This window comes from Cellulosilyticum sp. (assembly GCF_982396655.1).
The window spans coordinates 1-25,398 of the sequence record NZ_CEVXFV010000058.1; the positions used below are offsets into that span (position 1 = coordinate 1).

Consider the following 25,398-nt stretch of genomic DNA (forward strand, 5'->3'; position numbering starts at 1 on the left):
TACGGTGGTGTGAGAGGTCGGATAATCAATTAATGGTTATCCTCCTACTCGATTAAATCTAAATTAATGAAAATTATAAAAAAGCTAGGGAAGAGGTCTATTTGATGACATATATGTAGTATATGGATGATGTCAAAAAAATAAATCAAATGGAGTGGATACAATGGAGAAAACGGGTAAATTTAGATGCAAGAAAACCTCTTTTACGGCTGCGAGCAATACAGTTTTATTTGATGAGAGATTGGATATGGATACAAAAACCTTGCATAATATGATTAATTATTTTATTTCTATTCCAGACTTTGTGCTTTATAAGGGGCATTTACAGAGGGTGACTGGACTTGGGCAAAGGGCTTTTAATCGTATGTGGAAGCAGCTTAAGGAGAATGGATATTTAGTACAGCATAAGTTGAAGGGTGAAAAAGGTATGTTTTATTATGAGTATGAGCTTTTTGATGAACCACAAAGTGGAATAGAAGAAAAAGGGAAGGACTTTCTAAATGTACATAATGCATCTCTGGAAGGAGCAGAGGTGGTTAGTGCAGAAGTTGATAAGATGGGGGCTATAAATAATACTTTAAGTAATAATCATTTAAATAATAAGACTATAAATAATAAACAACAACAAGAAGAAGTAGCTGTTGTAAGTTATCATGGGCATTTACCAGAGGTAGATGCGGAAGTGTTGCAGGAATATCATGAAGCTTTTGGGCAGCAGCCTTCACCTAAGGTGAAAGCTGCTTTGAGAAGCTTCTTACAGCGGTTTGAGAAGAAGGTGATTCTCTATGCCTTAGAGTTAGCAGGCGGTAAAGGAAAAGGTTTTGATTATGCACAAGGCATCTTAAAAAAGCTGGGTTCACAGGGAGCATATACTTTTGATGAAGTCTTTGAATATGAAGAAAAGTATACGGCATATCGGGTAGTATGAAGAGCTTGTACTTATTTTAGATGAGTTGAAACAAGAACAAATATGGATGTTTAAAAACTATATATTTTAGGCTATAATAAGAATAAATATTTTTAGATATTTATGTTAATGATGAGAATAATACAATCTATAATATAGAAATGCAAAAAGGTAAAAAGAACAATCTGTCTAAAAGAAGTCGCTATTATCAAGGCAATATTGACTTAGATATGATTACTAAGGGAAGCGATTATAATGAACTTAGGAAGAGCTTTGTAATCTTCATTTGCACATTTGATCCTTTTAAGAAAGGAAGACATATTTATACGTTTGAAAATAGATGCAATGAGGATTATAATTTAGCATTAGGCGATGAAACTGGTAAGATATTTTTAAATACACAAGGGTCAATGAGAGATGTAGATGATGAGATGCTAGAATTTCTAACATATATTGAGAACTCTACAGATGCAGTAGCTAATAGTGCTAAAAGCAAGCTTGTAAAAGAAATTAATGAGAAGGTCAGCTACTTAAAGAAGGATAAATCAATGGAGGTGGAGTATATGACACTTTTAGAGAGAGATAGAGAGAAATATGAAGAAGGAAGAGAAGAAGGAAAGTTAGAAGTGGCTAAAGCCCTTCTTGATTTGTTAGATGATGAAACGATTGCAACACGAATAGGAATTCCGTTAGAAGAGGTTAAGAAATTAAGAAAACAAAAACTATAATATATGAGAAAGAACTACTAGTATAATGGTAAAAATTATGCGAGTAGTTCTTTGTGTATATTATGATTTAAACATTGCGGCATCGTAAATCTGATATTCTACACGATGTAGATATAAGGATTTGCCATCGATTGTGAGTCTTGTCATCTTAGGAAGATTTTCAGGAACTTCTACAGAGACACGATTTCCCTGATAAACGGCTAAAGGTGTACCTAGTTGTGAGTTAATGACTACAATTTTAGATTTGCCAATAGCATTACCTAATTTGTTGATAAGTTTATCCAGAGGAATGAAGCCGCCGTGGCCATTCACTTGAAGATTAACATTGTTAGCCGTATTTGCAATGTCTTGAGTAGTGGTTTCAGTGTTATCGTATTCATAGATTTTTGATAGGCCATTTTCTTCAAAGACAAGTGTGCTGCCTACGTGAAGCATTTGATAGCCATCTACTGTGATTTCTAGAACTTCACTATCAAATTTGGAGGTTTTGTTTCCTTCGGAATCATAGGTTGCCTTACCAGCATATTGCCCAATGCTAATGTTGTTGCCGGAAATTGTGCTGGTAGCTATGCCGTAGTCGTTGTAAACAGAAAATGTAAAGCTTTCACCGATAAGTTGGCCCTTTTTGCCCTTAAACCAGTGTTCAATCTGGGTACAGCCAGTAAATAAGCTGACTACCATTAAGAGTATGAGTAAGAGGCATATAGGTTTTTTGTAAGTTGATTTGATCATGTGCATCTCCTTTTCTTGTAGAATAGGAAAGTTTAACTTTGCTACTCCAAACTCAAAATTTGAGTTGATAATGCGACTGAATCGCTTGATGTTATATGGACTATTATAGCATAGCAAAATAAGGAAGCAACGGGGAGGATAAAAAAGAAGAGTTCAAGATAAAGGGTAAGAAAATAGACCGCCATGCGAGAATGTATGGTGGCCTATTTATATAAAAGTTATTAAGCTAATAATTTATAAACAATAGGTGTTCTGCCCTTTTGGCGAGTGATAAGACTAATATTGGAGCGTGAGACACCGAAAATTTGGGCTAAGTCATTTTGACTAAGACTTGTTTTATCAAATTGATTGCTACCTGCTTTACCTTGATAGAGTCGTCTAATCTCATGAACTTCGTGATCTGTAAGTTTAGCACAGCTTTTATGAAGTTCGCCTTGGATAAGGTCTTTACGTGGTTTGAGTTCTAAGTCTTGTAAAGTAAAGGTTATATAATTACCAGTTTTACATGATACGCACATGTTTTTGTTATCGTAATCAAACTCGGGGTGAAAAGCCCAATAAACAAGTCGACTTAGAGTATAGTGTTTGGGACCTGAGCCATCCAAATTGATTTTAACTTCGGCATGGCCGTTGTGAAGATACGGTTTAAGTGCCTTTCCTTTCTTGCCTAGTATTTCTCCATTTTCATAAATAGTGTAACCATTCATTTCTACAAAATGCATTGTTAAAACCCCCTTATGAAATAGTCTTGTCTCTTTTACCATAACTCTAAAAGCAAAAATAATCTATAGGAGAGATATAAAAACTTAAAGGAAACTGAAGGGTATAAATTAGTGAAAGTTGCATAATTATAAAGTTCAAAGGTTAATATAAGGTGGAAAATGAAATCTACTAGGAGGAAGTAATATGTATAATAAAATTGATTTACCTTATGCTTATAATGCACTAGAACCTTATATTGGGGCTACGACAGTAGAAACACATTACAGTAAACACTTACAAGGATATGTGGACAAATTAAATGGTCTTTTAGAAACATGGGGAGAGCGAGATAAAAATCAGCCATTAGAGGCTTTGCTTGCAAATCCAGAGCAAATTCCAACAGAGATTAGACAAGGTGTTATTAATAATGGAGGGGGTGTGTATAACCATAATTTATACTTTTCTATTCTTTCTCCAACACCTAAAAAAGAGCCAGAAGGTAAGTTGCTCGAAGCTATTAATAAGGCTTTTGAAAGTGTAGAGGGATTAAAAGACCAGCTTACAAATGCAGCAATCAATCAATTTGGTTCAGGATATGGTATGCTTGTAAAGGATAAAGACGGTTGCTTATTTATTAAACAAGTTAAAAATCAAGATACTACGCTTCCAGAAGGTTTAACACCTATTTTAAATATAGATGTATGGGAACACGCTTATTATCTAGATTATAAAAATCTACGTATTGAATATGTAAAGAATATCTGGAATGTAATTGATTGGGCAGCTGTAGAAACACTTTATATGAAAGATTTAGATTGCCTTTGTAAAGGGTGTTAAAAAGTTAATATAATAAAGAAAGAGGCTATAAAACTTGAGCATTATATCAGTTTTATAGCTTTTTTGCTATTTAGCACAATACTTGTTGCTTTTGCAAATTGATGAACCACTGCAAACGGCAATAATCGGTCCTAGTGAAGCCCTTCTTCTGATTAAAGGGTTACCACTTAGAGAAAAACTGGCCCTATGGCATCAGCGAGAAGAAAAGCTAAATTATTATAAGAAGATGGAAATTAGTGATTATCTTTTTATCTTAGAGCGCATTAGAAGCTATAAGTTGTCTGAAGAAGTGGAATGGAGGCTGATGAAATTAACTTTTGATGTCCATAATGAAATGGTGTTTGATTACTTTATGGATTTAGTGCATAGCTATTTCATTAGAAAACTTAAGGTGCTTCCAAGACCATTAGAGAGTGAGCATAGACTAGAAAGTTTAGAGGCTTATTATCAGAAGGTAAATTTATATTGTGGTTTTGCGAGGAGTTTTGGTATAGAAATTGATTTAGAGTGGGTTTATAAAAAACGTGAAGAGGTAAGTGAGTGCATCAATAAGTTACTTTTAGACAGCCGTTTCTAACCCTTTCTTGCATAGCTTATAGAATATGTATATAATAGGCATGAGAAACTAAAGGAGCGGATAAGGCAACATGGATAAGTACATTTTAATTTTTGACATTATAGGAACAATCGCTTTTGCAATTTCAGGTGCAGCAGTAGCAATAGAGAAGGAAATGGATTTGTTGGGTGTCACTATATTAGGCATTGTAACCGCTGTAGGTGGAGGAATTATTAGAGATATTACGCTGGGTATTACGCCTCCACTTACTTTTTGTAATCCGAGAAGCATTGTCATTGCTATGATTACAGCTATCTTAACGTTTATTGCCGTATGGCTTTACTCGAAACATTATGTGAATAATGTAAGACCATTAAATTCCTTGCTATTTATAAGTGATACAGTAGGGCTTGGGGTATTTACAGTAGTAGGCGTACAAACTGCTATAGAGAGAATTAATATGCCAAGCAGTATTTTACTGATATTTGTAGGGCTTATTACAGGTGTCGGTGGCGGCATTGTAAGAGACCTTTTAGCTGGAAATATTCCATATATATTTAAGAAGCATATATATGGCTGTGCTTCAATTGGTGGGGCTATTGTATGCATTATATTATGGTTTTATTTAGGTAAAGAAATGGCGATGTTCTGGGGGGCGATTGTTGTAATACTGATTAGAGTGTTAGCGTCCCATTATAAATGGAATTTACCTAGGATACGCATGGAATAATTAAACTATACATATTAAAAAATATACATATTAAAAAGGAGCATCATAAAATTACGTATAATTTTGTGTTGCTCCTTTTCACATGCTATTTTTGTCAAATTAAGTCTAATAAATACTGGGGAGTATTTGTGAAATCCTCCTAAATTTTAATTAAATGTCAAATAACGACCAATTTAGAGTCAATACTTGGTAAGCTCGCATAATATAAAAGTGCAACGATATAAAAATAGTACGTTGTTAACTTAAAGGGAGAGGATATTATGGGGTCTAAAGAAAGTAAAAATTATGATAAAAAACCTAATCATAATAAGAACTTTTATGATAACAAAAATGAGTGCTATCATGAAACAAGAAAAGCAAAAAAGGTTAAACGTGCAGCGTTTAGGATTCATAAGGAAGAAGAACTATGGGATTTGCCATGGGACAAATTTAATTATGAGATTAATACACTTGTAAAGTTGCAAGGTATTTTCGAGGATGAAGATCCTAAGACGCGAGAAGATAGACGTAATAAAAATAGGAAGGATAAAGAGGGTAAAGACGGAAAAGATGGCAAATGTGATAAAGACCATAAAGACGGAAAAGATGGCAAATGTGATAAAGACCATAAAGACGGAAAAGATGGCAAATGTGATAAAGGCCATAAAGACGGAAAAGATGGCAAGTGTGATAAAGGCCATAAAGACGGAAAAGATGGCAAATGTGATAAAGACCATAAAGATGGAAAAGATGGTAAATGTGATAAAGGCTGCAGGGCTGATGAATACGATAAAGAATGTAGAAAAGATAAATGTTATGATGGGGATCAATATTGCATAGAAGACGGAGAATCTGGAAGAGATAAAGACGAAAAAGGCATGGATGGTAAGAGTCAGGAAGGTTCACAAGATAAGAAAATAGGCGGTCCACAGGATAAGAAGCCAGAAGGCCCAAAAGAAAGGCAAGTTGCATTTAGACTGCATATTTATACAGATGATAGTGGGTATAATGGCAGTATTCGTGCCATGCATCTTAAGAAGCAAAAGTATATAGAGTCTTATCAGCTTATTTATTTTGAATGGTTAAGTAATAGTCGTTTATTGGCTATCTTTAAGTCAGATAATGCATGTTGTCAAAATGATAAAGATAAAAAGAATAATCAATGCAAGCAGAAGAAAGATAAAATGCCAGAGTATCTTACAGTAACAGCTGTTACAAGTATGTATGATGATGTTGAACCACAAGTGCATATTTATAGTCCCGGTGTAGATGAAATAGAGGTTAAATGGGGTGGACATTTAGTAAGTGGTGAAATATCTTCAGCTTGTAAGGATCAAGAAAGTTACATTGGCAAAGAAAATAGCAACAAACGTGAAAAAATGCGCTATAGCTTAAAAAACTAAGATCTTAGAAAGTTAATAAGGGTCTAGGATATAGAAGGATTATAGACTAGGCTTTTATTAATCTTTAGCTGTTAAGATAGCACATTGGGGGGATATGATGTATCTGATATTATTTATAACGTTAGCTATTTATATAGGAATGGTTTTCTTTTCAAAGCATCGCACAGCAATTACCTTCATTGGTGCAGGCTTATTATTAACTTTAGGCGTTATAAACCAGAGTTTTGATCCTATTGTTGCGTTTCAATCCTTTCCTAGTGAAATTATTATTTTGGTCATTGTATTAGCATTATTTACAGATGTATTTGAACGTGCAGGAATTATCAATTATATAGAATATAAGTTTTTACAATTCTCTAAGTCGCGAAGAATTGTTATTATAATGTGTATGCCATTACTGATATACGTAACATCATTGTTTATGAATAATCTAACAGTTGTATTATTGTTTGCTTCAATGGCATTATGCATGGCTAAGGATTATAAATTGCCGATTATTCCGTTACTTGTAAGTATAGTCATTGGTTCTAATATAGGTGGTGCAGCTTTACCTTGGGCTGATACACCAGCGGTTATATTAACACTCTATACAGACTTTAATTTGATAGATTTTTTGCTTAAACTATTTATACCTTGTTTTGTTTATGCTGTAGGGCTTTCTTTATATTCATATTTGTGGTATAGAGGCGATAAGGGAAGTACTGAAAAAAAAGTCCTAACATATAATGATAAGCCTATTATAAATAAGCAGGAAATAAAAGTTCCAGCTATTATTTTTATACTTTATATTGTAAGTGTAAGTATTGCACCATTTTACAAGATATCTATTGCCTATGTTTCATTATTTTTCGGAGGTATTTTATTACTTGTACAAAAAAAGAATCCGATGGATGCTCTAAATGGACTACAAATTATGGATTCAATCACTTTTTTAGCTGCATTATTTTTAATGGGTGGTATTTTGGAGAATTGTGGCTTTTTAAAAATTGTAGCAAACTCTATTATGGGAATTACTGGTAGTAGTGGCTATCTAATAGCCCTAGCTGTACTCCTTATAGGATTTTGTATTGCAACATTACTGTCAGCAGGCCCAGCAGCAGCTACATTATTACCAATTTGTCAAGCATTAGAAGGTGCAGTACCTAATAAATTTATATATGTTGCACTGGCATTAGGAATTCTTGCAGGGAGCAGTATGCTTCCTTGGTCAGCTACTGGAGGTCCTATTTTATTGAGTGAAGTAAATAGATTTCTAAAGCAAGTCAATGATGAGAGTGAGAGGAAAAGAATTGAGCAGATTTTTAGCTTAAAGAAATATGTTATTTTTTCAATACCTTTTTCTATAATAATGCTTGCACTCGATGCAATATATATTTATATATGTATTGCAGTCCTTGTGTAAAAAGAGGTGGTACAAAACTAAGAATATATAGAGAAACCAACTAAAACTTGAAATATACAGTTAGGTAAGTTGTTTTCTTCAAATTTATAAATGTGAAATCTATAGTAGTGTACCACTTCTTTTATATCAAAATTAAGTTTTAATACTAAAAAATATAAAAAAATTAAAATGTTTTACAATATATGCTATAATATATAGCAATATAGAGAAACTAACCCTAACTCTAAATGACACATCATAGGGTTTCTCCTAATGATTTTACATGACTAAAAATTATGAATAACCAAGTCTTATAAATGTGAAATCTATAGAGAAACAAATTAAAAACTTGAAGTATACATGTAGGTAAATAGGTTTCTCCTAATGATTTCACATGACTAAAATTATGAATAACCAAGTCTTATCAATGTGAAATCTATAATAAAAGATAAATGCCATAGAGAAGTGAGATGTTTTAGGATGTATATTACAGATGAAATATTTCATAACATATAAATGGGAAAAGAGGTAAAGTATGCTTGAATTAAAAGATATAAGTTTCACAGTACCTGGACCTAATGGAGAGGTTAAAGTATTAGAACAAGTTAACTTTAATGTAGAAGAAGGTAAGGTATTAGTCATTACAGGTCCTAATGGTGGTGGAAAATCTACATTAGCTAAAATCATTATGGGAATTACAACACCCACTTCAGGTAATATATATTTTGAAGGAAAAGATATTACAAACTTGGGGATTTCTGAACGTGCTAAAAGTGGTATCGGTTATGCCTTTCAGGCACCACCACGTTTTAAAGGAATAACTGTTAAAAAGCTATTAGAATTATCAGCTGGGGATAAGTTAGAAGAAAAGGTAGCTTGTGATTATTTATCTGAGGTAGGTTTATGTGCTAAAGAATATTTAAAACGTGATGTAGATAGCTCCCTTTCAGGTGGTGAACTTAAACGTATTGAAATTGCATCACTTTTAGCAAGAAAACCACATCTGGCTATTTATGATGAACCAGAGGCGGGTATTGACTTGTGGAGTTTTTCATTGTTAGTAGATACATTTAAGAAGTTAGCTATGCACAAAGATCAAACGATTATTATTATTTCTCACCAAGAACGTATTATAGAGTTTGCAGATGATATTATGATTATTGCAGATGGAAAAGTAAAAGCTTATGGGAGCAAGGCAGAGATATTGCCTATTTTAAAAGGTGATGTAGAAACAAAATGTACATGTAATATGAGTAAGGCGGTGGAAAAATCACATGAATAATGTAGAGAAGAACTTATTAAAAGTTGTAGCAGATATGACAGAGAAACCAACGGGCGCTTATAATATACGTGCTGATGGTAAGGGGGTAGAACGTTTTTCGACGCCTAATATCCAAATCATCAGTAAAGAGGATCAACCAGGCATTATCATTAAGGTTGCACCAGGAACAAAAGGCGAGAGTGTACACATTCCAGTGATTATGACTAAATCAGGAGAATATGATAAAGTTTATAATGATTTTGAAATAGGAGAGGGAGCACAGGTTGAGATTGTAGCAGGCTGTGGGATTCATAACTGCGGATGTGATACAAGCCAACATGACGGCATCCATACTTTTTATATAGGCAAGGGTGCGAAAGTAACTTATGTTGAGAAGCATTATGGAGAAGGAGAAGGGACAGGCGCGCGTGTACTTAATCCGACGACTATAGTTAATATGGATGAGGAATCTTATTGTGAGATGGAAATGGTACAAATTAAGGGCGTAGATTCTACTTTAAGAGAGACAAAGGCTTATCTTCAAAAAGGTGCTAAGTTAGTCGTTACAGAAAAGCTTATGACACATGATCAACAAGTGGCAGAATCTAATATGTCTATTTATTTAGAAGGAGAGGATGCTGCAACACAAATTGTATCACGTTCAGTTGCTAAGAATGCCTCTAAGCAAGTATTCCATCCAAGTGCGATTGGAAATAACAAATGTAAAGCGCATATTCAATGTGATGCCATTATTATGGATGAAGCCAAGGTACGCTCTATTCCAGAGATAGAGGCCAATCATCAGGATGCTCAGATTATTCATGAAGCAGCTATTGGTAGAATCAACAATGAACAGCTTATTAAGCTTCAAACATTAGGCCTTACAGAAGAGGAAGCAGAAGCTGTAATTATTGATACATTTTTAAGTTAGTTTAAGTTAGGTTTATAAAAAGAGTGCATGTAAAAGGAGCCATACGAAATCATTTCGAGAAAGGCTCCTCTTTTAGTAGATCAAGTAGTAGATCAAGTTCACTATTTTGCCGCTCAATCTAAAAAGGATTAATGAAAGGCAAAGCTAGTAAGGGGTCCAGGGCCATGAATAATGTGTCTGACGACTTTAACATAGCCGTTTTCATCTGCCTCTAGGCGCCACTGAATGGTCATAATTTGATCATTTATAATCTCAATACCAGATAAACCTTTGCTATGAATACAAGAACCTGTATTAAAATAAGGAAGATGCCCTTTCTTAGGAAATTTTGCACGGTGCGTATGTCCACAGATTAGCATGTCTTTATTTTCCTGAATCCATTTATTATATTTCTTTTCGACTTTGTGGCGCTTTTGATAATTTCTAGCAGGACTTGAAGGATTTTTAAAACCGACTACATGGACGAAACGCCAGAAGTAACGGAGGAAAAACATATTGATAGGCCAGAGCTGGTCATTGAGTAAGTCGCCTTGATGACCATGCATAACTAAAATTTTCTGACCTGTTTTTCTATGTCTTAGAATCACTGCTTCTAGTGGTATGATACCATTTAGTAAATCAGTGACTTTATCTTCGTACTGATCATAGAAATGATAATAATGTTTGGCAACATACTTTTGATCTTTTAAGAATATATTATGATTACCGTAGAGCATGATAAAACGATTTGCCTCATAAAAGGCTTTAAGTAAGGCGAAAATATCAGTATGAGCAGTACGAATATATTGAAAATGTTTATATTCCCAGAGTTCATCGCCATCTCCTACTTCAATATAAGTATACCCTTTATTATAATAGTACTTAAGGGCACAGAGCATAAGCGTTTGATTGCGTGCGAATTCATCAGAGATACTATCATCTCCTCTATGAAGGTCACTAAAGAAAATAAACTTAGAATGCTCATCAAAGTGTTTGATAGGTGCGCGGCAATAAGTTTCAGTTAGCCTTTGATTTGTAAACATAGCGTGGACTCCTAACTTTTAAAGCGTAATATAGAAGTGTAGACTATAAATTAAAATCTATATTCTAGTAAAAATTATAACCAAATTGTTATAAATTACTCTTTGGAAAAAGTAGGTGGAAAACAAAAAGACGTAGCAGATGCTACGTCTTTTTTGTTTAGAAGCCAATGCAATTTGTTAAAGTTGCACCAGTAATATTATTTGAACCATTAATTGAAGTACAGTTATTTAAAATAGCTTTACCAAATGTTACTGTGTAACCTAAAGCAGATGGTTTACCTGTTAGAGGCCAGTTGAAGTTTTTGCCTTTATTGCTATCACCTGTACATCTAATCATTGTAACAACACCATTTTGATTGTTACGGTCAAAACCATTTTTTAAGTTTCCTTTTGCACTACAATCTGTAAGTTTGTGAGGAAGTGGATCAAGATGCGCTGCTGTGCCAGATGTTTTATTATCTACACCACCAAGTTTGAAGCCGTTTCCATCACCTTTAATACCATTACATTCACCGTTATAGTTTGCTTTACAGTTAACAAATGTTACTGCGCCATGTGCTGCATATAAATCCCAACCATCATCAGAGTTATACTCAGCTGTACATCCTTCAAAGTAGTTACCTTCTCCAGAATGTAATTTTACAGCAAAACCATCAGCATTTTCGCCTTTTGCATCTGCATTGTGGTGAGAGTAGCAGTTATAGAATTTATTATAAGCGCCACCATTTGATACTTGGACACCAGCATCTTTATTGTATGCTGTTTCTACATTATAGAAAGTGTTGTTTGAACCAGTAATATAAATACCATTATCAGCTGCATTAATGATTTTAATGTCACGAAGTGTTGAGCCGTTTGTAGCAATTACAATACCACGATTACTTCCAGATGTCTGAGAGAAGTCGATTACGGCATTATTTTGCCCTTTAAGTGTTACACCAGCTGGTAGGTTAACTGTACCAGATTTAACAGTACCATTTACAATAATCGTTGTACCAGATTTAGCTTGTGAAATGGCTGAAGATAAGCTTGTGCCACCATTTGAAACAACGATTGTATTACCTAATGATGAACCAGAATCTGAACCAGAATCTGAACCAGAGCCAGAACCAGAACTTGATGAATTGTCATCTACTTGAATTTTGAAAATATTAATGCCACTACCACTTGAGTAAAGATAAACATAGCCTTTGCTACCTGTGTAGTTATAAGATTGCGTTGCAAGACTTGTACCTGCACTTAAAGTAGTCAGTTTAGAACCACTACTATTAGCCACAACAAGACTTCTTGTAGAAGAACCAGAAGACATAAGCGTTACCTTAATAGTACTTGCACCATTTACAGGAACTTTAACGGCTCTATAAGATGTAGAACCGCCACCGCCTAGTGCTAAAGCATATGTATAGCTTGTGCCATTAAGCGTCTGAGAGTTAGCTATAACAGACATTGTTTTTGAACTTGTTGCAATAAGTCCAAGGTTATCTACTGTTATAGAAGATGAAATTGTACCTAGATTTTTAAAGTTTGTGTCCTTAAAATTCCAGGAAGCACTTGCAGCTAAAAGTGTTGTTGGTGAAATTAATACTGAAAATACTACTGCAAAGCTTAAAAATGTTGAAAAAAGTCTTTTCAAATTCTTTACCATAAATATTGCTCCTTTACATTATATTTTTGATAGCATATTAGCTAATCATAAAGAAAAAAAATTACAAAAAAATATTAATAATTTTTTTTATATTTATATATTACAGTTTAGTGTGTAGTAAATAAATATAAAAAGTGCTATAAAAAAATGCGTTTCCTTTGGTAGAAAATACAATAAAATGTGAATTGTATGTAGAAAGTATAAGTGTTGAGTTGAAAATAAATAAGATGAAAAGAATTTTAATTGAGTTTTTGTGATATTTATACAAAGATGTCTGGTTAGAAAAATCAAAAATATATTTAGAAATATGAAAGAAAATAAAAAGTTTCTTAATAATATTGTTAAAATGTACTGAGAATGAAATATATAGTTTGGGTTTACAATAAATAAACTAAAAAAACAAAATATTAAATAAATATACATGAATGGCAATAAAAAATATATAATATATAAAATTTTATGATATAATATATACAATTTGAGACTAATAGCTCATAACAGAGGAGTAGAAATAAGAATTTTGGAGGATATATGAGAATGGAGAGTAAATCTAAGAAAGTATTGATTATTGGTTCAGGCCCTATTATTATAGGACAAGCATGTGAATTTGATTATTCAGGAACGCAAGCATGTAAAGCATTACGTCAATTAGGATATGAAATTGTACTTGTAAACTCAAATCCTGCAACAATTATGACAGACCCAGAGATTGCGGATGTAACTTATATTGAACCACTTAATGCAAAACGTCTTGAAGAGATTATTGAAAAAGAACGTCCTGACTGTTTATTACCTAATTTAGGCGGACAATCAGGTCTTAACTTATGTTCAGAACTTGATAAGCTAGGCATCTTAAAGAAATATAATGTAGAAGTTATTGGGGTACAAGTAGATGCCATTGAACGTGGTGAAGACCGCATTGAATTTAAACATATGATGAATAAGCTTGGTATTGAAATGGCAAGAAGTGAAGTAGCGTATAGTGTAGATGAAGCCTTAGCCATTGCAGATAAGTTAGGATATCCTGTCGTACTTCGCCCAGCCTATACAATGGGCGGCGCAGGTGGCGGCCTTGTCTATAATAAAGATGAACTACGTACAGTATGTGCAAGAGGGCTTCAAGCCAGTCTTGTAGGGCAGGTTTTAGTAGAAGAATCGATATTAGGTTGGGAAGAACTTGAATTAGAAGTTGTACGTGATAAAGAAGGTAATATGATAACAGTATGTTTCATTGAAAATATTGACCCACTAGGTGTACATACAGGGGATTCTTTCTGTTCAGCACCTATGCTCACTATTTCAGAGGAAGTACAACAAGAACTTCAACGTCAAGCCTATAAGATTGTAGAGGCGATTGAGGTAATCGGTGGAACCAATGTACAGTTTGCGCGTCACACAGAAACTGGGCGTATTATTGTCATTGAAATTAATCCAAGAACTTCTCGTTCATCAGCATTAGCTTCTAAAGCAACTGGCTTTCCTATTGCATTAGTATCGGCTATGCTTGCAACAGGATTGACGCTAAAAGATATTCCATGTGGCAAATATGGGACATTAGACAAATATAAACCAGATGGGGATTATGTGGTAATTAAGTTTGCACGTTGGGCCTTTGAGAAATTCAAAAATGCAGAAGATAAGCTTGGTACACAGATGCGTGCCGTAGGGGAAGTTATGAGTATCGGAAAAACATATAAAGAAGCTTTCCAAAAGGCGATTCGTAGTCTTGAAACAGGCCGCTATGGCTTAGGATTTGCAAAAGATTTTAATCATAAGACAAAAGAGGAACTGCTTCAAATGTTACATATTCCTACGAGTGAAAGACAATTCATTATGTATGAAGCCTTAAGAAAAGGGGCGACAGTGGAAGAACTGTTTGAACTCACTAAAATTAAGCCTTATTTTATAGAACAAATGAAAGAACTTGTAGAAGAAGAAAATCAGCTTATAAGCATGAAGGGACAAGTACCTAATAAGGAAATACTTTTAAAAGCAAAACAAGATGGTTTCTCAGATCGTTACTTGGCCAAAGTATTAGAGGTAACAGAAACACAGTTACGTGAAAAACGTTTAAGTTATGGCATCAAAGAAGCTTGGGAAGGTGTACATGTAAGTGGCACACCAGATGCAGCATATTATTACTCTAGCTATAATATCGAAGATCAGTCAAAAGTCAGCACAGATAAACCTAAAATTATGATTTTAGGCAGTGGACCTAATCGTATTGGTCAAGGAATTGAATTTGACTATTGCTGCGTACATGCAGCCAAGGCATTAAGAGAGTTAGGTTTTGAAACAATCATGATTAACTGTAATCCAGAAACAGTAAGTACAGACTATGATACATCTGATAAGCTTTACTTTGAACCGCTTACATTAGAAGATGTACTAAGTATTCATGAAAAGGAAAAACCACTGGGTGTCATTGCTCAATTTGGCGGTCAAACACCTTTAAATTTAGCAGCTGATTTAAAAGCAGCAGGTGTTAATATATTAGGAACATCTCCTGAAACAATTGACTTTGCAGAGGATAGAGATTTATTTAGAGAAATGATGAATAAACTTAATATTCCTATGCCAGAGTCTGGCATGGCAGTTAATGTAGAAGAAGCATTAGAGATTGCAAGCCGTATCGGCTATCCAGTCATGGTAAGACCATCTTATGTACTTGGTGGACGCGGGATGGAAGTAGTCCATGAGCCTAAGAGTTTAGAAATTTATATGAAGGCCGCTGTAGGTGTGACACCAGATCGCCCAATTTTAATTGATAGATTTTTACACAATGCCACAGAATGTGAAGCAGATGCTATTAGTGATGGTGAAAACGTATTTGTACCAGCTGTTATGGAGCATATTGAACTTGCAGGCATTCACTCAGGAGATTCAGCATGTATCTTACCATCACTGAACATCTCTGATAAAAACGTGCAAATCATTAAAGAGTATACAAAGAAAATTGCAAAGGAAATGAATGTACGTGGTCTTATGAATATGCAATATGCCATTGAGGACGACAAAGTATATGTTTTAGAAGCAAACCCTCGTGCATCACGTACGGTGCCACTTGTTTCAAAAGTATGCAATATCAAGATGGTGAAATATGCTACAGACATTATTACAAGCGAGCTGACAGGACGTCCATCACCAGTACCTAGTTTAAAGGATAAGAAGTTTAAGCATCATGGGGTAAAAGAAGCTGTATTTCCATTTAATATGTTCCAAGAAGTTGACCCAATTTTAGGACCAGAAATGCGTTCGACTGGGGAAGTACTTGGTATTTCAGATAACTTCGGTGAAGCTTATTACAAAGCACAGGAAGCTACACAGACTAAGATTGCACTTGAAGGCACTGTACTTATTAGTGTAAGTGACAGAGATAAAGGTGAAGTAGTAGAAGTTGCAAAAGGATTTGCGGCGTGCGGCTTTAAAATTATTGCCACAGGAGGGACAGCTGACCTTTTAAATGCAAATGGCATTAAAGCAGAGCGAATTTTTAAATTACAACAAGGTCGCCCAAATATTTTAGATGCCATTACGAATAATGAAGTAGATATTGTAATTAATACGCCAAATGATAAAACTGGGGCTGATGATGATAGCTATATTCGTAAAGCCGCTATACGTAAACGTGTCTTCTATGTCACAACAATGGCGGGCGCTAGAGCAACAGTTGAAGGAATTAAGGCTGTAAAAAGCGGAAAAGGTAAAACGATTAAATCATTACAAGAATTCCATAGTGAGATAGAGGCGTGATAGAAGCAAGATAGAAGTGTAAAGAAAAGTTAATAAGGTAGGTCATTATATTACTTTATAAAGAATATAATGACCTATTTTTGTTTTTAGAAAGTAATGTTTATTTGAGAGAGAGATTGCTATAATGGAATAGATAATATAAAAAATTAATTTAATTAAGTGAGGAGGATTTAGGTGGCCAGAGATTTTACTTATGATATGACAAAGGGGAATCCAACGAAGTTACTCATTAAGTTTTCACTGCCTATGTTGGTAGGTAATTTATTTCAACAGTTTTATAATATGGTAGATGCCATGATTGTAGGGCGATTTGTAGGGGCAAATGCATTAGGAGCAGTAGGTGCTACGGGCTCAATTACCTTCTTGTTTTTTTCATTAACATTTGGGTTAAGTGCCGGTATTGGGATTGTAATTTCACAGCTTTTCGGAGCAGCACAAATGAAACGGGTGAAAGAGGCAATTAGTACGGCCATGTATGTCATGGTATTTAGTTCACTTCTGATGGGGATTCTGGGAATTGTTTTAGCAAGACCGATTATGAGTGCGTTGCAGACACCTCCTGAAATGCTAGAAGATGCTATTTTATATATGCGCATTACCTGTGCAGGTATGCTGGCAGTGGGGCTATATAATGGTTTTGCTTCTATTTTGCGTGCTTTGGGAGATTCAGTGACGCCGCTGATTTTTCTAAGTGTGGCATGTGTATTAAATGTGGGGCTAGATTATGTATTTGTCGTAAACTTTGGTTGGGGCGTGCTAGGTGTAGGTGTTGCTACCATTATTGCACAAGCCGTGGCAGCTATTGGATGCGTTGTTTTTGCAAGGCGACACAATGAATTATTCCGTATACCACTAAGAGAAATTGTAGTACATAAGGATTTATTAAAAAGAAGCTTAGGACTGGGCATTCCGGTAGCACTTCAAAATTCCATGATTGCTATATCTTGCGTATTTTTACAATGGGTCATTAATGGATTTGGGCCAGTCACGGTAGCTGCTTTTACTGTGGAAAATCGTTTTGAGCAGTTAGTGCAACAGCCATTTAATTCTTTAGGTGCAGCACTTGCTACTTATACAGGACAAAATATGGGGGCAGGTCAAATTGAGCGAGTGAAGAAAGGCTTTTGGGCAGGAACGCGTATTAGTACATTTTTCAGTTTAATGATGCTGCCTCTTAACTGGGTCTTTGCAGAAGATATTATGAAATGGTTTACGAGCGATGAGGCAGTTATTGCAGCAGGTGCACAAGGTATCCAGATTGTATGCCTTTTCTATGCGGCACTAGGGATGATTTATGTGACGCGTAATGTATTAAATGGCGCAGGGGATGCAAACTTTGCGATGCTTTCAGGATTTGTAGAAGTAGGTGGGCGTGTCGGTTTTGCAAAACCGCTGAGTATGATTCCAGCAGTAGGCTCACTTAGTATATGGTTTACAACAGGACTTACATGGACTATTACCGCCCTTATCAGTTGTATACGTTATGGTCAAGGAAAGTGGAAGATAAAGGGGCTTACTACGAAAATAGAAAGTAAACAAATAGAAGTGTAGCAATAGCTACTGTTTTAAATGATAGAATATGCTAAAATAGTGTGATGTATTCAAAGTTAAAAATGTGAAACTTTTCACAGGTTACTTGAAAACGTGATATATATTACAGAAAAAATAAATGGACTTGAATATACTAAAGATAGTAGAATTTTTAACAATCATAGTAAGAGGAATACTAGATTTAAAGGCAATAATCCTGTAAAGGTACAAATAGATTTAAGATAAATACATATACTATTATTAATTACAAAATAATGGTAGAACGCAAGGAGGTATGACGTAATGAAACAAATTCGCACAGAAGATGCAGTCGGGCACGTACTTTGTCATGATATTACACAGATTGTAAAAGACGTTAAAAAAGGTGTAGCCTTTAAAAAGGGGCATGTGGTGACAAAAGAAGATATTCCAGTACTGCTTTCTATTGGAAAAGAGCATCTTTATATTTGGGAAAAAGATGACAATATGCTTCATGAAAATGAGGCGGCAGAAATTTTATATGGGATTTGTCATAATGAGAATATTGCACCTTCAGAGGTAAAGGAAGGGAAGATTGAAGCAATCGCTCAGTGTGATGGCGTATTCAAGGTAGATGTAGAAAGACTTATGGATATCAATAGCATTGACCGTGTAATGATTGCAACAAGACATAATAATTTTCCAGTTAAAAAGGGAGATACATTGGCTGGGACAAGAGTTATTCCGTTACTTATTGAAAAAGAAACAATGGAAGAAGTAAAAAAAGCAGCTGGCGATAAGCCACTTTTAAGCTTAGTGCCATATATTCATAAAAAAGTAGGGATTGTAACAACTGGCAGTGAAGTTTATAAAGGCCGTATTAAGGATGCATTTGGCCCTGTTATCCGTCAAAAACTTAAGCCATTTGGCGTAGAAATTTTAGGACAAGAAATCGTAGATGATAAGCAGGAAATGATTACAGCAGCTATTGAAGGCTTCTTAGCAAAAGGGGCAGATATGATAGTTTGTACAGGCGGCATGAGCGTAGACCCAGATGATGTCACACCAAGTGCAATTAAAGAAACAGGGGCAGAGATTATTTCTTATGGTGCACCAGTACTTCCAGGGGCAATGTTCTTGCTTTCATATAAAGGAGATATTCCGATTATGGGATTACCAGGTTGTGTAATGTATGCAGGGGCTACGGTATTTGACCTTGTATTACCAAGAGTAATGACTGGTGAGAAGTTAAGTAAAAGGGATTTGGTTAAATTAGGACATGGCGGCCTATGTACAGGATGCAAGCCTTGTCATTATCCACATTGTCATTTTGGAAAAGGAGAATAAACATGGTCAATATAAGCCTAGAAGATGCAAAAGACATACTACTTGAAAAAGTAAAGGGCATAGTTGGCTTTGAAGAAGTTACATTAGAAGAAGCAAATGGACGTATTTTAAATGAAGATATTTATGCACCGATTAATAATCCGCCTTTTGACCGTTCACCTTTAGATGGTTATGCCTTTATGGCAGAGAGTAGCATAGGGGCTAGCAAAGAAACACCAGTTACATTAAAAGTAATAGGCGAGGTATGTGCAGGTGATTACTTTGAGGGTGAAGTAAAGCAAGGAGAAGCTGTTCGCATTATGACAGGTGCACCTATTCCAAAAGGGTGTGATTGTGTCCTGCGTCAAGAGGAGACAGATTATGGTGAAAGCAGTGTAGCTATTTATACGCAGCTTAAGCCTTTTGAGAACTATTGCTTTACAGGTGAAGATATTAAAGAAGGAACATTACTTTTAAAATGTGGTGAGAAATTAAATGCCATTACATTAGGCATTTTAAGTAGTATGGGGATTTGTAAAGTTAAAGTAAAGGCAAAACCTAAAATGCTACTTTTATGTACAGGTGATGAGCTCATGGAAGCAGGCACGCCATTATTGCCTGGGAAAATTTATAATAGCAATGGCATGATGATGAGTACTTTAGGTAAAACATTAGGCATGGATATTATTTGGATTAAAACTTGTGAAGATACAGCGGCGGCAGTAGCTGAGCAAATTGCGCATTATATAAATCGTGTAGCGCTTATCGTAACCACAGGCGGAGTGTCTGTAGGTAAGAAAGATATTATGCATGAAGTCATAGAAAGACTAGGGGCTAAGCGTTTGTTTTGGCGCGTAGCAATTCAGCCGGGGACACCAGTACTTGGAAGCCTTATAAATGATAAATTAATGATTAGCTTGTCAGGAAATCCATTTGCAGCACTTGTAAATTTTGAACTGCTGGTAAGGCCTGTATGTAGTAAGATTTTAGGCGATAGCGAAATTTTAAACATAGCATGTACAGGTATAATGGCGAGTGAGTTTAATAAAAAAAGTAAAAAAAGACGTTTTATTCGAGGCACTTATAAAGATGGTAAGGTGTACTTAAATCATCACAATCATGCGTCAGGTGCATTATATACAATGAGTTTATGCAATTGTCTCATTGATATTCCAGCCGGAACAGAGAAGTTAGCTATGGGTGAAACTGTAAAGGTGATTTTATTACGCGATAGATTGTAAAAGGATGAGGGAAGAATAATTAGGTGTGTTTGAGGAGCAGCTTATGTTAGATAAACAAAATAGAAGAATTGACTATTTAAGAATATCTGTTACAGATCATTGTAACTTTAAATGTACGTATTGTATGCCAGAAGAGGGCATACAATGTATGCCAAATGAAGCACGCTTAAGCTTTGAAGAAATCCTTAAGATATGTCGTAGCGGGGCGAAGCTCGGCATTTCTAAGATTAAAATTACAGGTGGAGAGCCTCTTGTAAGAAAAGATTTACATGTTTTAATTAAGCAAATTAAAGAAATTCCTGGTATTGATGAAGTGACTTTAACGACTAATGGCTTTTTATTAGAGGAAAAAATTGAGGCGCTTGTAGATGCGGGGTTAGACCGCATTAATATTAGTTTAGATACATTAAAACATGAACGTTTTAAGGAGATTACACGCGTTGATGGACTGGATAAGGTATTAGCAGGTATTCATAAAGCCATGACATATCCATTAAAAAGTGTGAAGCTTAATTGTTTGGTAGCAAAGAATTTTAATGAAGATGAAATCTGTGACTTAGCAAGACTGACTATGTCAGGAAGGGTAAGTGTTAGATTTATTGAGCTTATGCCTATTGGCCTTGGCCCACAGCTTAAGCCACTTTCTAAACAAGAAATTAAAAAACAATTAGAAGCGGAATTTGGACCATTAAAACCTTATGATGGCAAGATGGGGAATGGCCCAGCTAAATATTATGAAATTGATGGATTTAAAGGTAAAATCGGCTTTATTAGCGCAGTAAGTGAATGTTTCTGTGAAGAATGTAATCGTATTCGTCTGACAGCGGATGGCTTCTTGAAATTGTGCTTACATTCCAAAGATGGTGTGGATTTAAAGCGTTTGGTAAGAGCAGGCATCACTGAAGAAAAGTTAACACAGGTAATAAGTGATGCAACAGCAGGCAAACCGGTACAACATCATTTTAACGACTTAGAAATTGATAATATAGAAGATAAAATAATGGCGCAAATAGGAGGCTAAGATGGGAAAAGTATTAGCAATATGTATTAGTGAAAAACGTGGGACACAAAAGGTAAAAATAGAAGAAGCAAATTTTATTGAGGATTTTGGAATTGAGAATGATGCACATGCAGGGAAATGGCATCGTCAAGTGAGCTTAATTTCAAATGAGAAAATTGAAGAATTCAAAGCAAGGGGTGGCCAGGTGCATCCGGGAGCCTTTGGGGAAAATCTTATTGTAGAAGGCTATGATTTTAGAAATGTACCAGTTGGCACAATCTTTAAATGTAATGAGGTAGAGCTTGAAATCACACAAATTGGTAAACAGTGTCATCAGCATTGCCAGATTTATTATCAAGTAGGTGATTGCATTATGCCTAGAGAAGGCGTATTTGCGCGTGTCTTAAAAGGTGGCACAATTAAAGTGGGCGATGAAATGGAGATTAAACAAAATGATTAGAGTTGGTATTATCACAGCGAGTGATAAAGGTTCAAAGGGTGAAAGAGAAGACCAAAGTGGTAAAGTCATTCAAGAGATGGTGGAAGAAAAAGGCTTTAAGGTAGTCGAATATGTGATTTTACCTGATGAAAGGGCACAGCTTTCAGAAATGATGAAAACTTGGTGTGATGAAAAACGTGTGGACCTAATTTTAACAACAGGTGGCACAGGGTTTTCAAAGAGAGATTGTACACCAGAAGCTACATTAGATATCGTAGAAAAGCAGGTACCAGGTATTCCAGAAGCTATGCGTTACTATAGCCTTCAGATTACGCCACGTGCGATGTTGAGTCGTAGTGCAGCGGGGATTCGAAAGGATACATTAATTATTAATCTGCCAGGTAGTCCTAAAGCTGTAAGAGAAAACTTAGAAAGCATTATGGGAAGTCTACAACATGGTATTGAAATATTAATAGGAAGCGCATCGGAATGTGCCATGCCAGATCATAAATAAAGATATTATGATATAAATCCTATAGGGCGTGTTCAATGGACAAAGACAATGTGCTATACGAGTTAAAAAATGATTCATACGACCTTAAAAAGGAAGTGTTACGAAATGATTTGACGAATTTCGCAACACTTCCTTTTTGTTTTCTTTACTTTTAAAATAATTTCATATTCATAAGTGATAGAGAAAACAATTGAAAACTTGAAATATACCACAAAACTATGAGTAACTAAATTTTATAAATGTGAAATCTATATAGCTATTTATTATGTTTTATAGAGAAATCAACTATAAATCTAAATGATACATCAGATAAACAGTTTTCTTTATAGATTTTGCAAATATGAATCTATAAATATACGTAGATAAGTATTTATGTTATTATTGTAAGAAAAGATATTATTTTTTTAATATTCATAGTGGGGTGATTACATGAAAAGATATATTTATTATTGTCCAAAATGTGGCTTTTTAGGCAGTGCAGTGCATGAGAATGAAGAAGAACTGCAACTATGTAGTGAATGCAGTACATCTATGTATAATACAAAAATAGAAAAAGAAATGTGGGATGGCTACACAAAGGAAGAGAAACACGCATTAAAAATTAAATTTGATGAGGCCATCAAGAAATCTCATTTTTATAGAACTGGTATCGATTTTGAACGCATGATGAATGAGTTAGAGATTCAGACACATCACTTAGAAGTAATCATGTATGTCGGCTTGGTCGTTATAGCACTACTCATTTTAATACTCTGCAAGATGATTGCATAGTAGGCTATTGAAGTGGGTGAGTATATGAAAAAGAATATGTTTAAAGAACGGATACTATATGGCATTTTGACGCTAAGCATTATGATATTAGGTCTTGCCTCTAGAAAGTTAGGTACATATTTGCCAGAATTTATAAGGCTTTATGCAGGGGACACATTATGGGCAATGATGGTATATTTCGGGCTACGCTTTTTATCACCGCCTATGAAGGTGTATAAAGCGGTGTGTATTGCACTGCTATTTAGCTTTGGAATTGAAATTTCTCAGCTTTATCAGGCGCAGTGGATTAATCATATTCGGGAGACAACATTTGGGGCCTTAGTTCTAGGTAGAGGATTTTTATGGTCAGATTTAATCTGCTATACAGTAGGAATTATTTTAGGAGGCGGGATAAACATTAGTTTAAGTCTCATAAGAAATCAAATAAGGATACATCAAAAGGATACTAAAATTAGATTAGTAGAATAGATGATGTTCACTAAAAATACACTTTAAGTAAAGAGGTATCGTGAAACTATAAATAGTTTCACGATACCTCTATTTTTGAATCTAAGGATTCTCTTGTATTGCAGTATTAAATATATTATCTGTCAAGCAATGATACATATAATATTGAGAAAATAAAGATAAAATGGTAAAATATAGTAAAACATTTATTAAACAAGAGAAGATAGGATGGGGAGAAAATGGTACGAAAGGGAATGAGAAGGTTAATTTGTATACTTACGTTAGGCATAACGAGTTCAATGTTAGCAGTACCAACGATGACAGAGTCTATTATGGCAGAACCTGAAATAGCTGCAGAAGGTGCTATTTTGATTGAGCCAAAGACAAATACAATATTGTATGAGAAAAATGCGCACGAGGCGCTTTATCCGGCTAGTATTACGAAGATTTTAACAGCACTTATTGTATCAGAGGAATTAGATGATGATGCGATTATTACAAAGTCTCAGGCATGTATAGAAAATGTGCCAGGAGATAGCAGCCAAATAGGCTTAGAGGTGGGAGATAGTTATACTAAAAAAGAAGGCTTATATGGCCTACTTTTGGGGTCTGATAACTTCATTGCTTATGATTTGGCATGTAGTACGGCAGGAGATATTTCAAATTTTGCAGCTCAGATGAATGCTAAAGCACAAAGCTTAGGGGCTTATGAATCTCATTTTGTAAATCCTCATGGCTATCATGACCCTGCGCATTATACGACACCTTATGATATGGCACAAATTGCAAGAGGTGCTTTTGATGACCCTTTAGTTGAAGAGATAGCAGGAACTGCGCGGCATACTTTTAATATCTATAATAAAGGAACGAGTTTCCAGATAACTAATTCCTCTAGGTTACTTAAGCGTGAAACACCTTATTATAATTCACATGTAGTTGCTTGTAAGACAGGCTTTCATGATGATGCGAAGCAGACGTTAGTGGCGAAAGCAGTATATGACAATATTGAACTTATTGCAGTAGTAATGAAAGATAGCACACCTACTCAGTATGAAGATATTAATAAACTGTTTGAATATGGTAGAGAAAATTTTAGCTTAAGAGAAGTGGATGGCACGTATATATTAGATAACAAATCTATTTCTATGGCAATGCAGCAGGCGGTTTTACACTTTGAAGAAAGAGGATGGGTAAGTCGAGGTGAAGATTTCCAAAAGCCGATTCGAACAAGACAGTTGGCATGCATTTTAAAAAGAATAGGTAAAAATTATCCAGAGTCATATGTAGATGAAATTATAGGGCTTATGGGGCTAGAAGAAGATGATTATGTCACTAAGGATCAGTTAGCAACAATCATTATGTTTTTAGATGATAAATGGCATCAAGGCACTAAATGTATAGAAACAGAAATTTTAAAGGAAAGAGAGTTATTCTGTAAAAAGGGTGAAATTTGTATTGGGCAAACTATAGATATTTTATATCAGGTGGTTTTATAATCCTATTATGTAAACTCTTATAGCTGTCGATATTATAGAGAAACCAAGTAAAACCTTGAAATATACATGTAGGTAAAGAGGTTTCTCA

23 protein-coding genes are annotated in these 25,398 nt (G+C 34.9%); 19 read left to right on the forward strand and 4 right to left on the reverse strand.

Features of this window, described 5'->3' with window-relative positions:
• Positions 1–163: 163 nt before the first annotated feature.
• A complete protein-coding gene (locus tag AC1VAQ_RS17685; protein ID WP_303244303.1) occupies positions 164–928 on the forward strand; it encodes a DnaD domain protein in 765 nt (254 codons plus the stop codon).
• A 98-nt stretch (positions 929–1,026) separates the two neighbouring features.
• Positions 1,027–1,635 (forward strand): Rpn family recombination-promoting nuclease/putative transposase, encoded by a 609-nt coding sequence (locus AC1VAQ_RS17690; protein WP_302600180.1) that lies wholly within the window; start codon positions 1,027–1,029, stop codon positions 1,633–1,635.
• A gap of 60 nt (positions 1,636–1,695) precedes the next feature.
• On the opposite strand, the gene AC1VAQ_RS17695 is transcribed toward AC1VAQ_RS17690, so the two are convergent.
• Entirely contained in the window at positions 1,696–2,373 is a 678-nt protein-coding gene (locus AC1VAQ_RS17695; RefSeq protein ID WP_479904287.1) for a DUF5052 family protein, read from the reverse strand.
• 215 nt (positions 2,374–2,588) lie between these two features.
• Positions 2,589–3,089 carry a hypothetical protein gene (locus tag AC1VAQ_RS17700; RefSeq protein ID WP_302600175.1) on the reverse strand — a complete coding sequence of 167 codons (501 nt, stop codon included), beginning with the start codon at positions 3,087–3,089 and terminating at the stop codon, positions 2,589–2,591.
• 184 nt (positions 3,090–3,273) lie between these two features.
• Here AC1VAQ_RS17700 and AC1VAQ_RS17705 point away from each other — a divergent pair, with 184 nt between their 5' ends.
• The 7 genes from AC1VAQ_RS17705 to AC1VAQ_RS17735 all read left to right on the forward strand — a co-directional run bounded on the left by AC1VAQ_RS17705 (position 3,274) and on the right by AC1VAQ_RS17735 (position 10,147).
• The gene (locus AC1VAQ_RS17705; RefSeq protein ID WP_302600176.1) at positions 3,274–3,906 is read left to right on the forward strand and encodes a superoxide dismutase; all 633 of its coding nucleotides are present in this window, start codon (positions 3,274–3,276) and stop codon (positions 3,904–3,906) included.
• A 91-nt stretch (positions 3,907–3,997) separates the two neighbouring features.
• Positions 3,998–4,483, forward strand: coding sequence for an SUV3 domain-containing protein (locus AC1VAQ_RS17710; RefSeq protein ID WP_479904288.1), 486 nt, complete (start codon positions 3,998–4,000; stop codon positions 4,481–4,483).
• Positions 4,484–4,553: 70 nt separating this feature from the next.
• Positions 4,554–5,192 (forward strand): trimeric intracellular cation channel family protein, encoded by a 639-nt coding sequence (locus AC1VAQ_RS17715; RefSeq protein ID WP_302600178.1) that lies wholly within the window; start codon positions 4,554–4,556, stop codon positions 5,190–5,192.
• A gap of 260 nt (positions 5,193–5,452) precedes the next feature.
• Complete coding sequence (locus AC1VAQ_RS17720; protein ID WP_479904289.1) at positions 5,453–6,574, forward strand: hypothetical protein; 1,122 nt, start codon at positions 5,453–5,455, stop codon at positions 6,572–6,574.
• A 97-nt stretch (positions 6,575–6,671) separates the two neighbouring features.
• On the forward strand, positions 6,672–7,976 hold the full coding sequence (locus tag AC1VAQ_RS17725; RefSeq protein ID WP_302599579.1) for an ArsB/NhaD family transporter: 1,305 nt from the start codon (positions 6,672–6,674) through the stop codon (positions 7,974–7,976).
• A gap of 514 nt (positions 7,977–8,490) precedes the next feature.
• Positions 8,491–9,237, forward strand: coding sequence for an ABC transporter ATP-binding protein (locus AC1VAQ_RS17730; protein ID WP_302599580.1), 747 nt, complete (start codon positions 8,491–8,493; stop codon positions 9,235–9,237).
• On the forward strand, positions 9,230–10,147 hold the full coding sequence (locus AC1VAQ_RS17735) for a SufB/SufD family protein (RefSeq protein ID WP_302599581.1): 918 nt from the start codon (positions 9,230–9,232) through the stop codon (positions 10,145–10,147). Before AC1VAQ_RS17730 ends, AC1VAQ_RS17735 begins: the two co-directional genes overlap by 8 nt.
• 128 nt (positions 10,148–10,275) lie before the next feature.
• Here AC1VAQ_RS17735 and AC1VAQ_RS17740 read toward each other — a convergent pair whose 3' ends face one another.
• Both AC1VAQ_RS17740 and AC1VAQ_RS17745 read right to left on the reverse strand, forming a co-directional pair.
• Positions 10,276–11,169, reverse strand: a complete 894-nt coding sequence (locus AC1VAQ_RS17740) for a metallophosphoesterase (RefSeq protein ID WP_479904290.1) — start codon at positions 11,167–11,169, stop codon at positions 10,276–10,278.
• 157 nt (positions 11,170–11,326) lie between these two features.
• Positions 11,327–12,814: a right-handed parallel beta-helix repeat-containing protein gene (locus AC1VAQ_RS17745; protein ID WP_479904291.1), complete on the reverse strand. Its 1,488-nt coding sequence runs from the start codon at positions 12,812–12,814 to the stop codon at positions 11,327–11,329.
• Positions 12,815–13,351: 537 nt separating this feature from the next.
• On the opposite strand from AC1VAQ_RS17745, the gene carB reads away from it, so the two are divergent.
• The 10 genes from carB to AC1VAQ_RS17795 all read left to right on the forward strand — a co-directional run bounded on the left by carB (position 13,352) and on the right by AC1VAQ_RS17795 (position 25,310).
• Positions 13,352–16,567 carry a carbamoyl-phosphate synthase large subunit gene (gene carB, locus AC1VAQ_RS17750; protein WP_303244300.1) on the forward strand — a complete coding sequence of 1,072 codons (3,216 nt, stop codon included), beginning with the start codon at positions 13,352–13,354 and terminating at the stop codon, positions 16,565–16,567.
• A gap of 174 nt (positions 16,568–16,741) precedes the next feature.
• Positions 16,742–18,118 (forward strand): MATE family efflux transporter, encoded by a 1,377-nt coding sequence (locus tag AC1VAQ_RS17755; RefSeq protein ID WP_302599586.1) that lies wholly within the window; start codon positions 16,742–16,744, stop codon positions 18,116–18,118.
• 282 nt (positions 18,119–18,400) lie between these two features.
• The gene (locus AC1VAQ_RS17760) at positions 18,401–19,423 is read left to right on the forward strand and encodes a molybdopterin-binding protein (protein ID WP_479904292.1); all 1,023 of its coding nucleotides are present in this window, start codon (positions 18,401–18,403) and stop codon (positions 19,421–19,423) included.
• 2 nt (positions 19,424–19,425) lie between these two features.
• Complete coding sequence (locus AC1VAQ_RS17765) at positions 19,426–20,643, forward strand: molybdopterin molybdotransferase MoeA (protein WP_302599589.1); 1,218 nt, start codon at positions 19,426–19,428, stop codon at positions 20,641–20,643.
• Between the two features lie 43 nt (positions 20,644–20,686).
• Complete coding sequence (gene moaA, locus AC1VAQ_RS17770) at positions 20,687–21,664, forward strand: GTP 3',8-cyclase MoaA (RefSeq protein ID WP_302599590.1); 978 nt, start codon at positions 20,687–20,689, stop codon at positions 21,662–21,664.
• Position 21,665: 1 nt separating this feature from the next.
• On the forward strand, positions 21,666–22,103 hold the full coding sequence (locus tag AC1VAQ_RS17775) for an MOSC domain-containing protein (protein WP_302600350.1): 438 nt from the start codon (positions 21,666–21,668) through the stop codon (positions 22,101–22,103).
• Entirely contained in the window at positions 22,096–22,596 is a 501-nt protein-coding gene (locus AC1VAQ_RS17780) for a MogA/MoaB family molybdenum cofactor biosynthesis protein (protein WP_302600349.1), read from the forward strand. The genes AC1VAQ_RS17775 and AC1VAQ_RS17780 overlap by 8 nt, the downstream gene beginning before the upstream one ends.
• A 429-nt stretch (positions 22,597–23,025) precedes the next feature.
• Positions 23,026–23,367, forward strand: coding sequence for a hypothetical protein (locus AC1VAQ_RS17785; RefSeq protein WP_302600348.1), 342 nt, complete (start codon positions 23,026–23,028; stop codon positions 23,365–23,367).
• Between the two features lie 24 nt (positions 23,368–23,391).
• Positions 23,392–23,835 (forward strand): DUF2809 domain-containing protein, encoded by a 444-nt coding sequence (locus tag AC1VAQ_RS17790; protein WP_302600347.1) that lies wholly within the window; start codon positions 23,392–23,394, stop codon positions 23,833–23,835.
• 218 nt (positions 23,836–24,053) lie between these two features.
• Positions 24,054–25,310, forward strand: a complete 1,257-nt coding sequence (locus AC1VAQ_RS17795) for a D-alanyl-D-alanine carboxypeptidase family protein (RefSeq protein WP_303244402.1) — start codon at positions 24,054–24,056, stop codon at positions 25,308–25,310.
• The last annotated feature ends 88 nt before the right edge of the window (positions 25,311–25,398 follow it).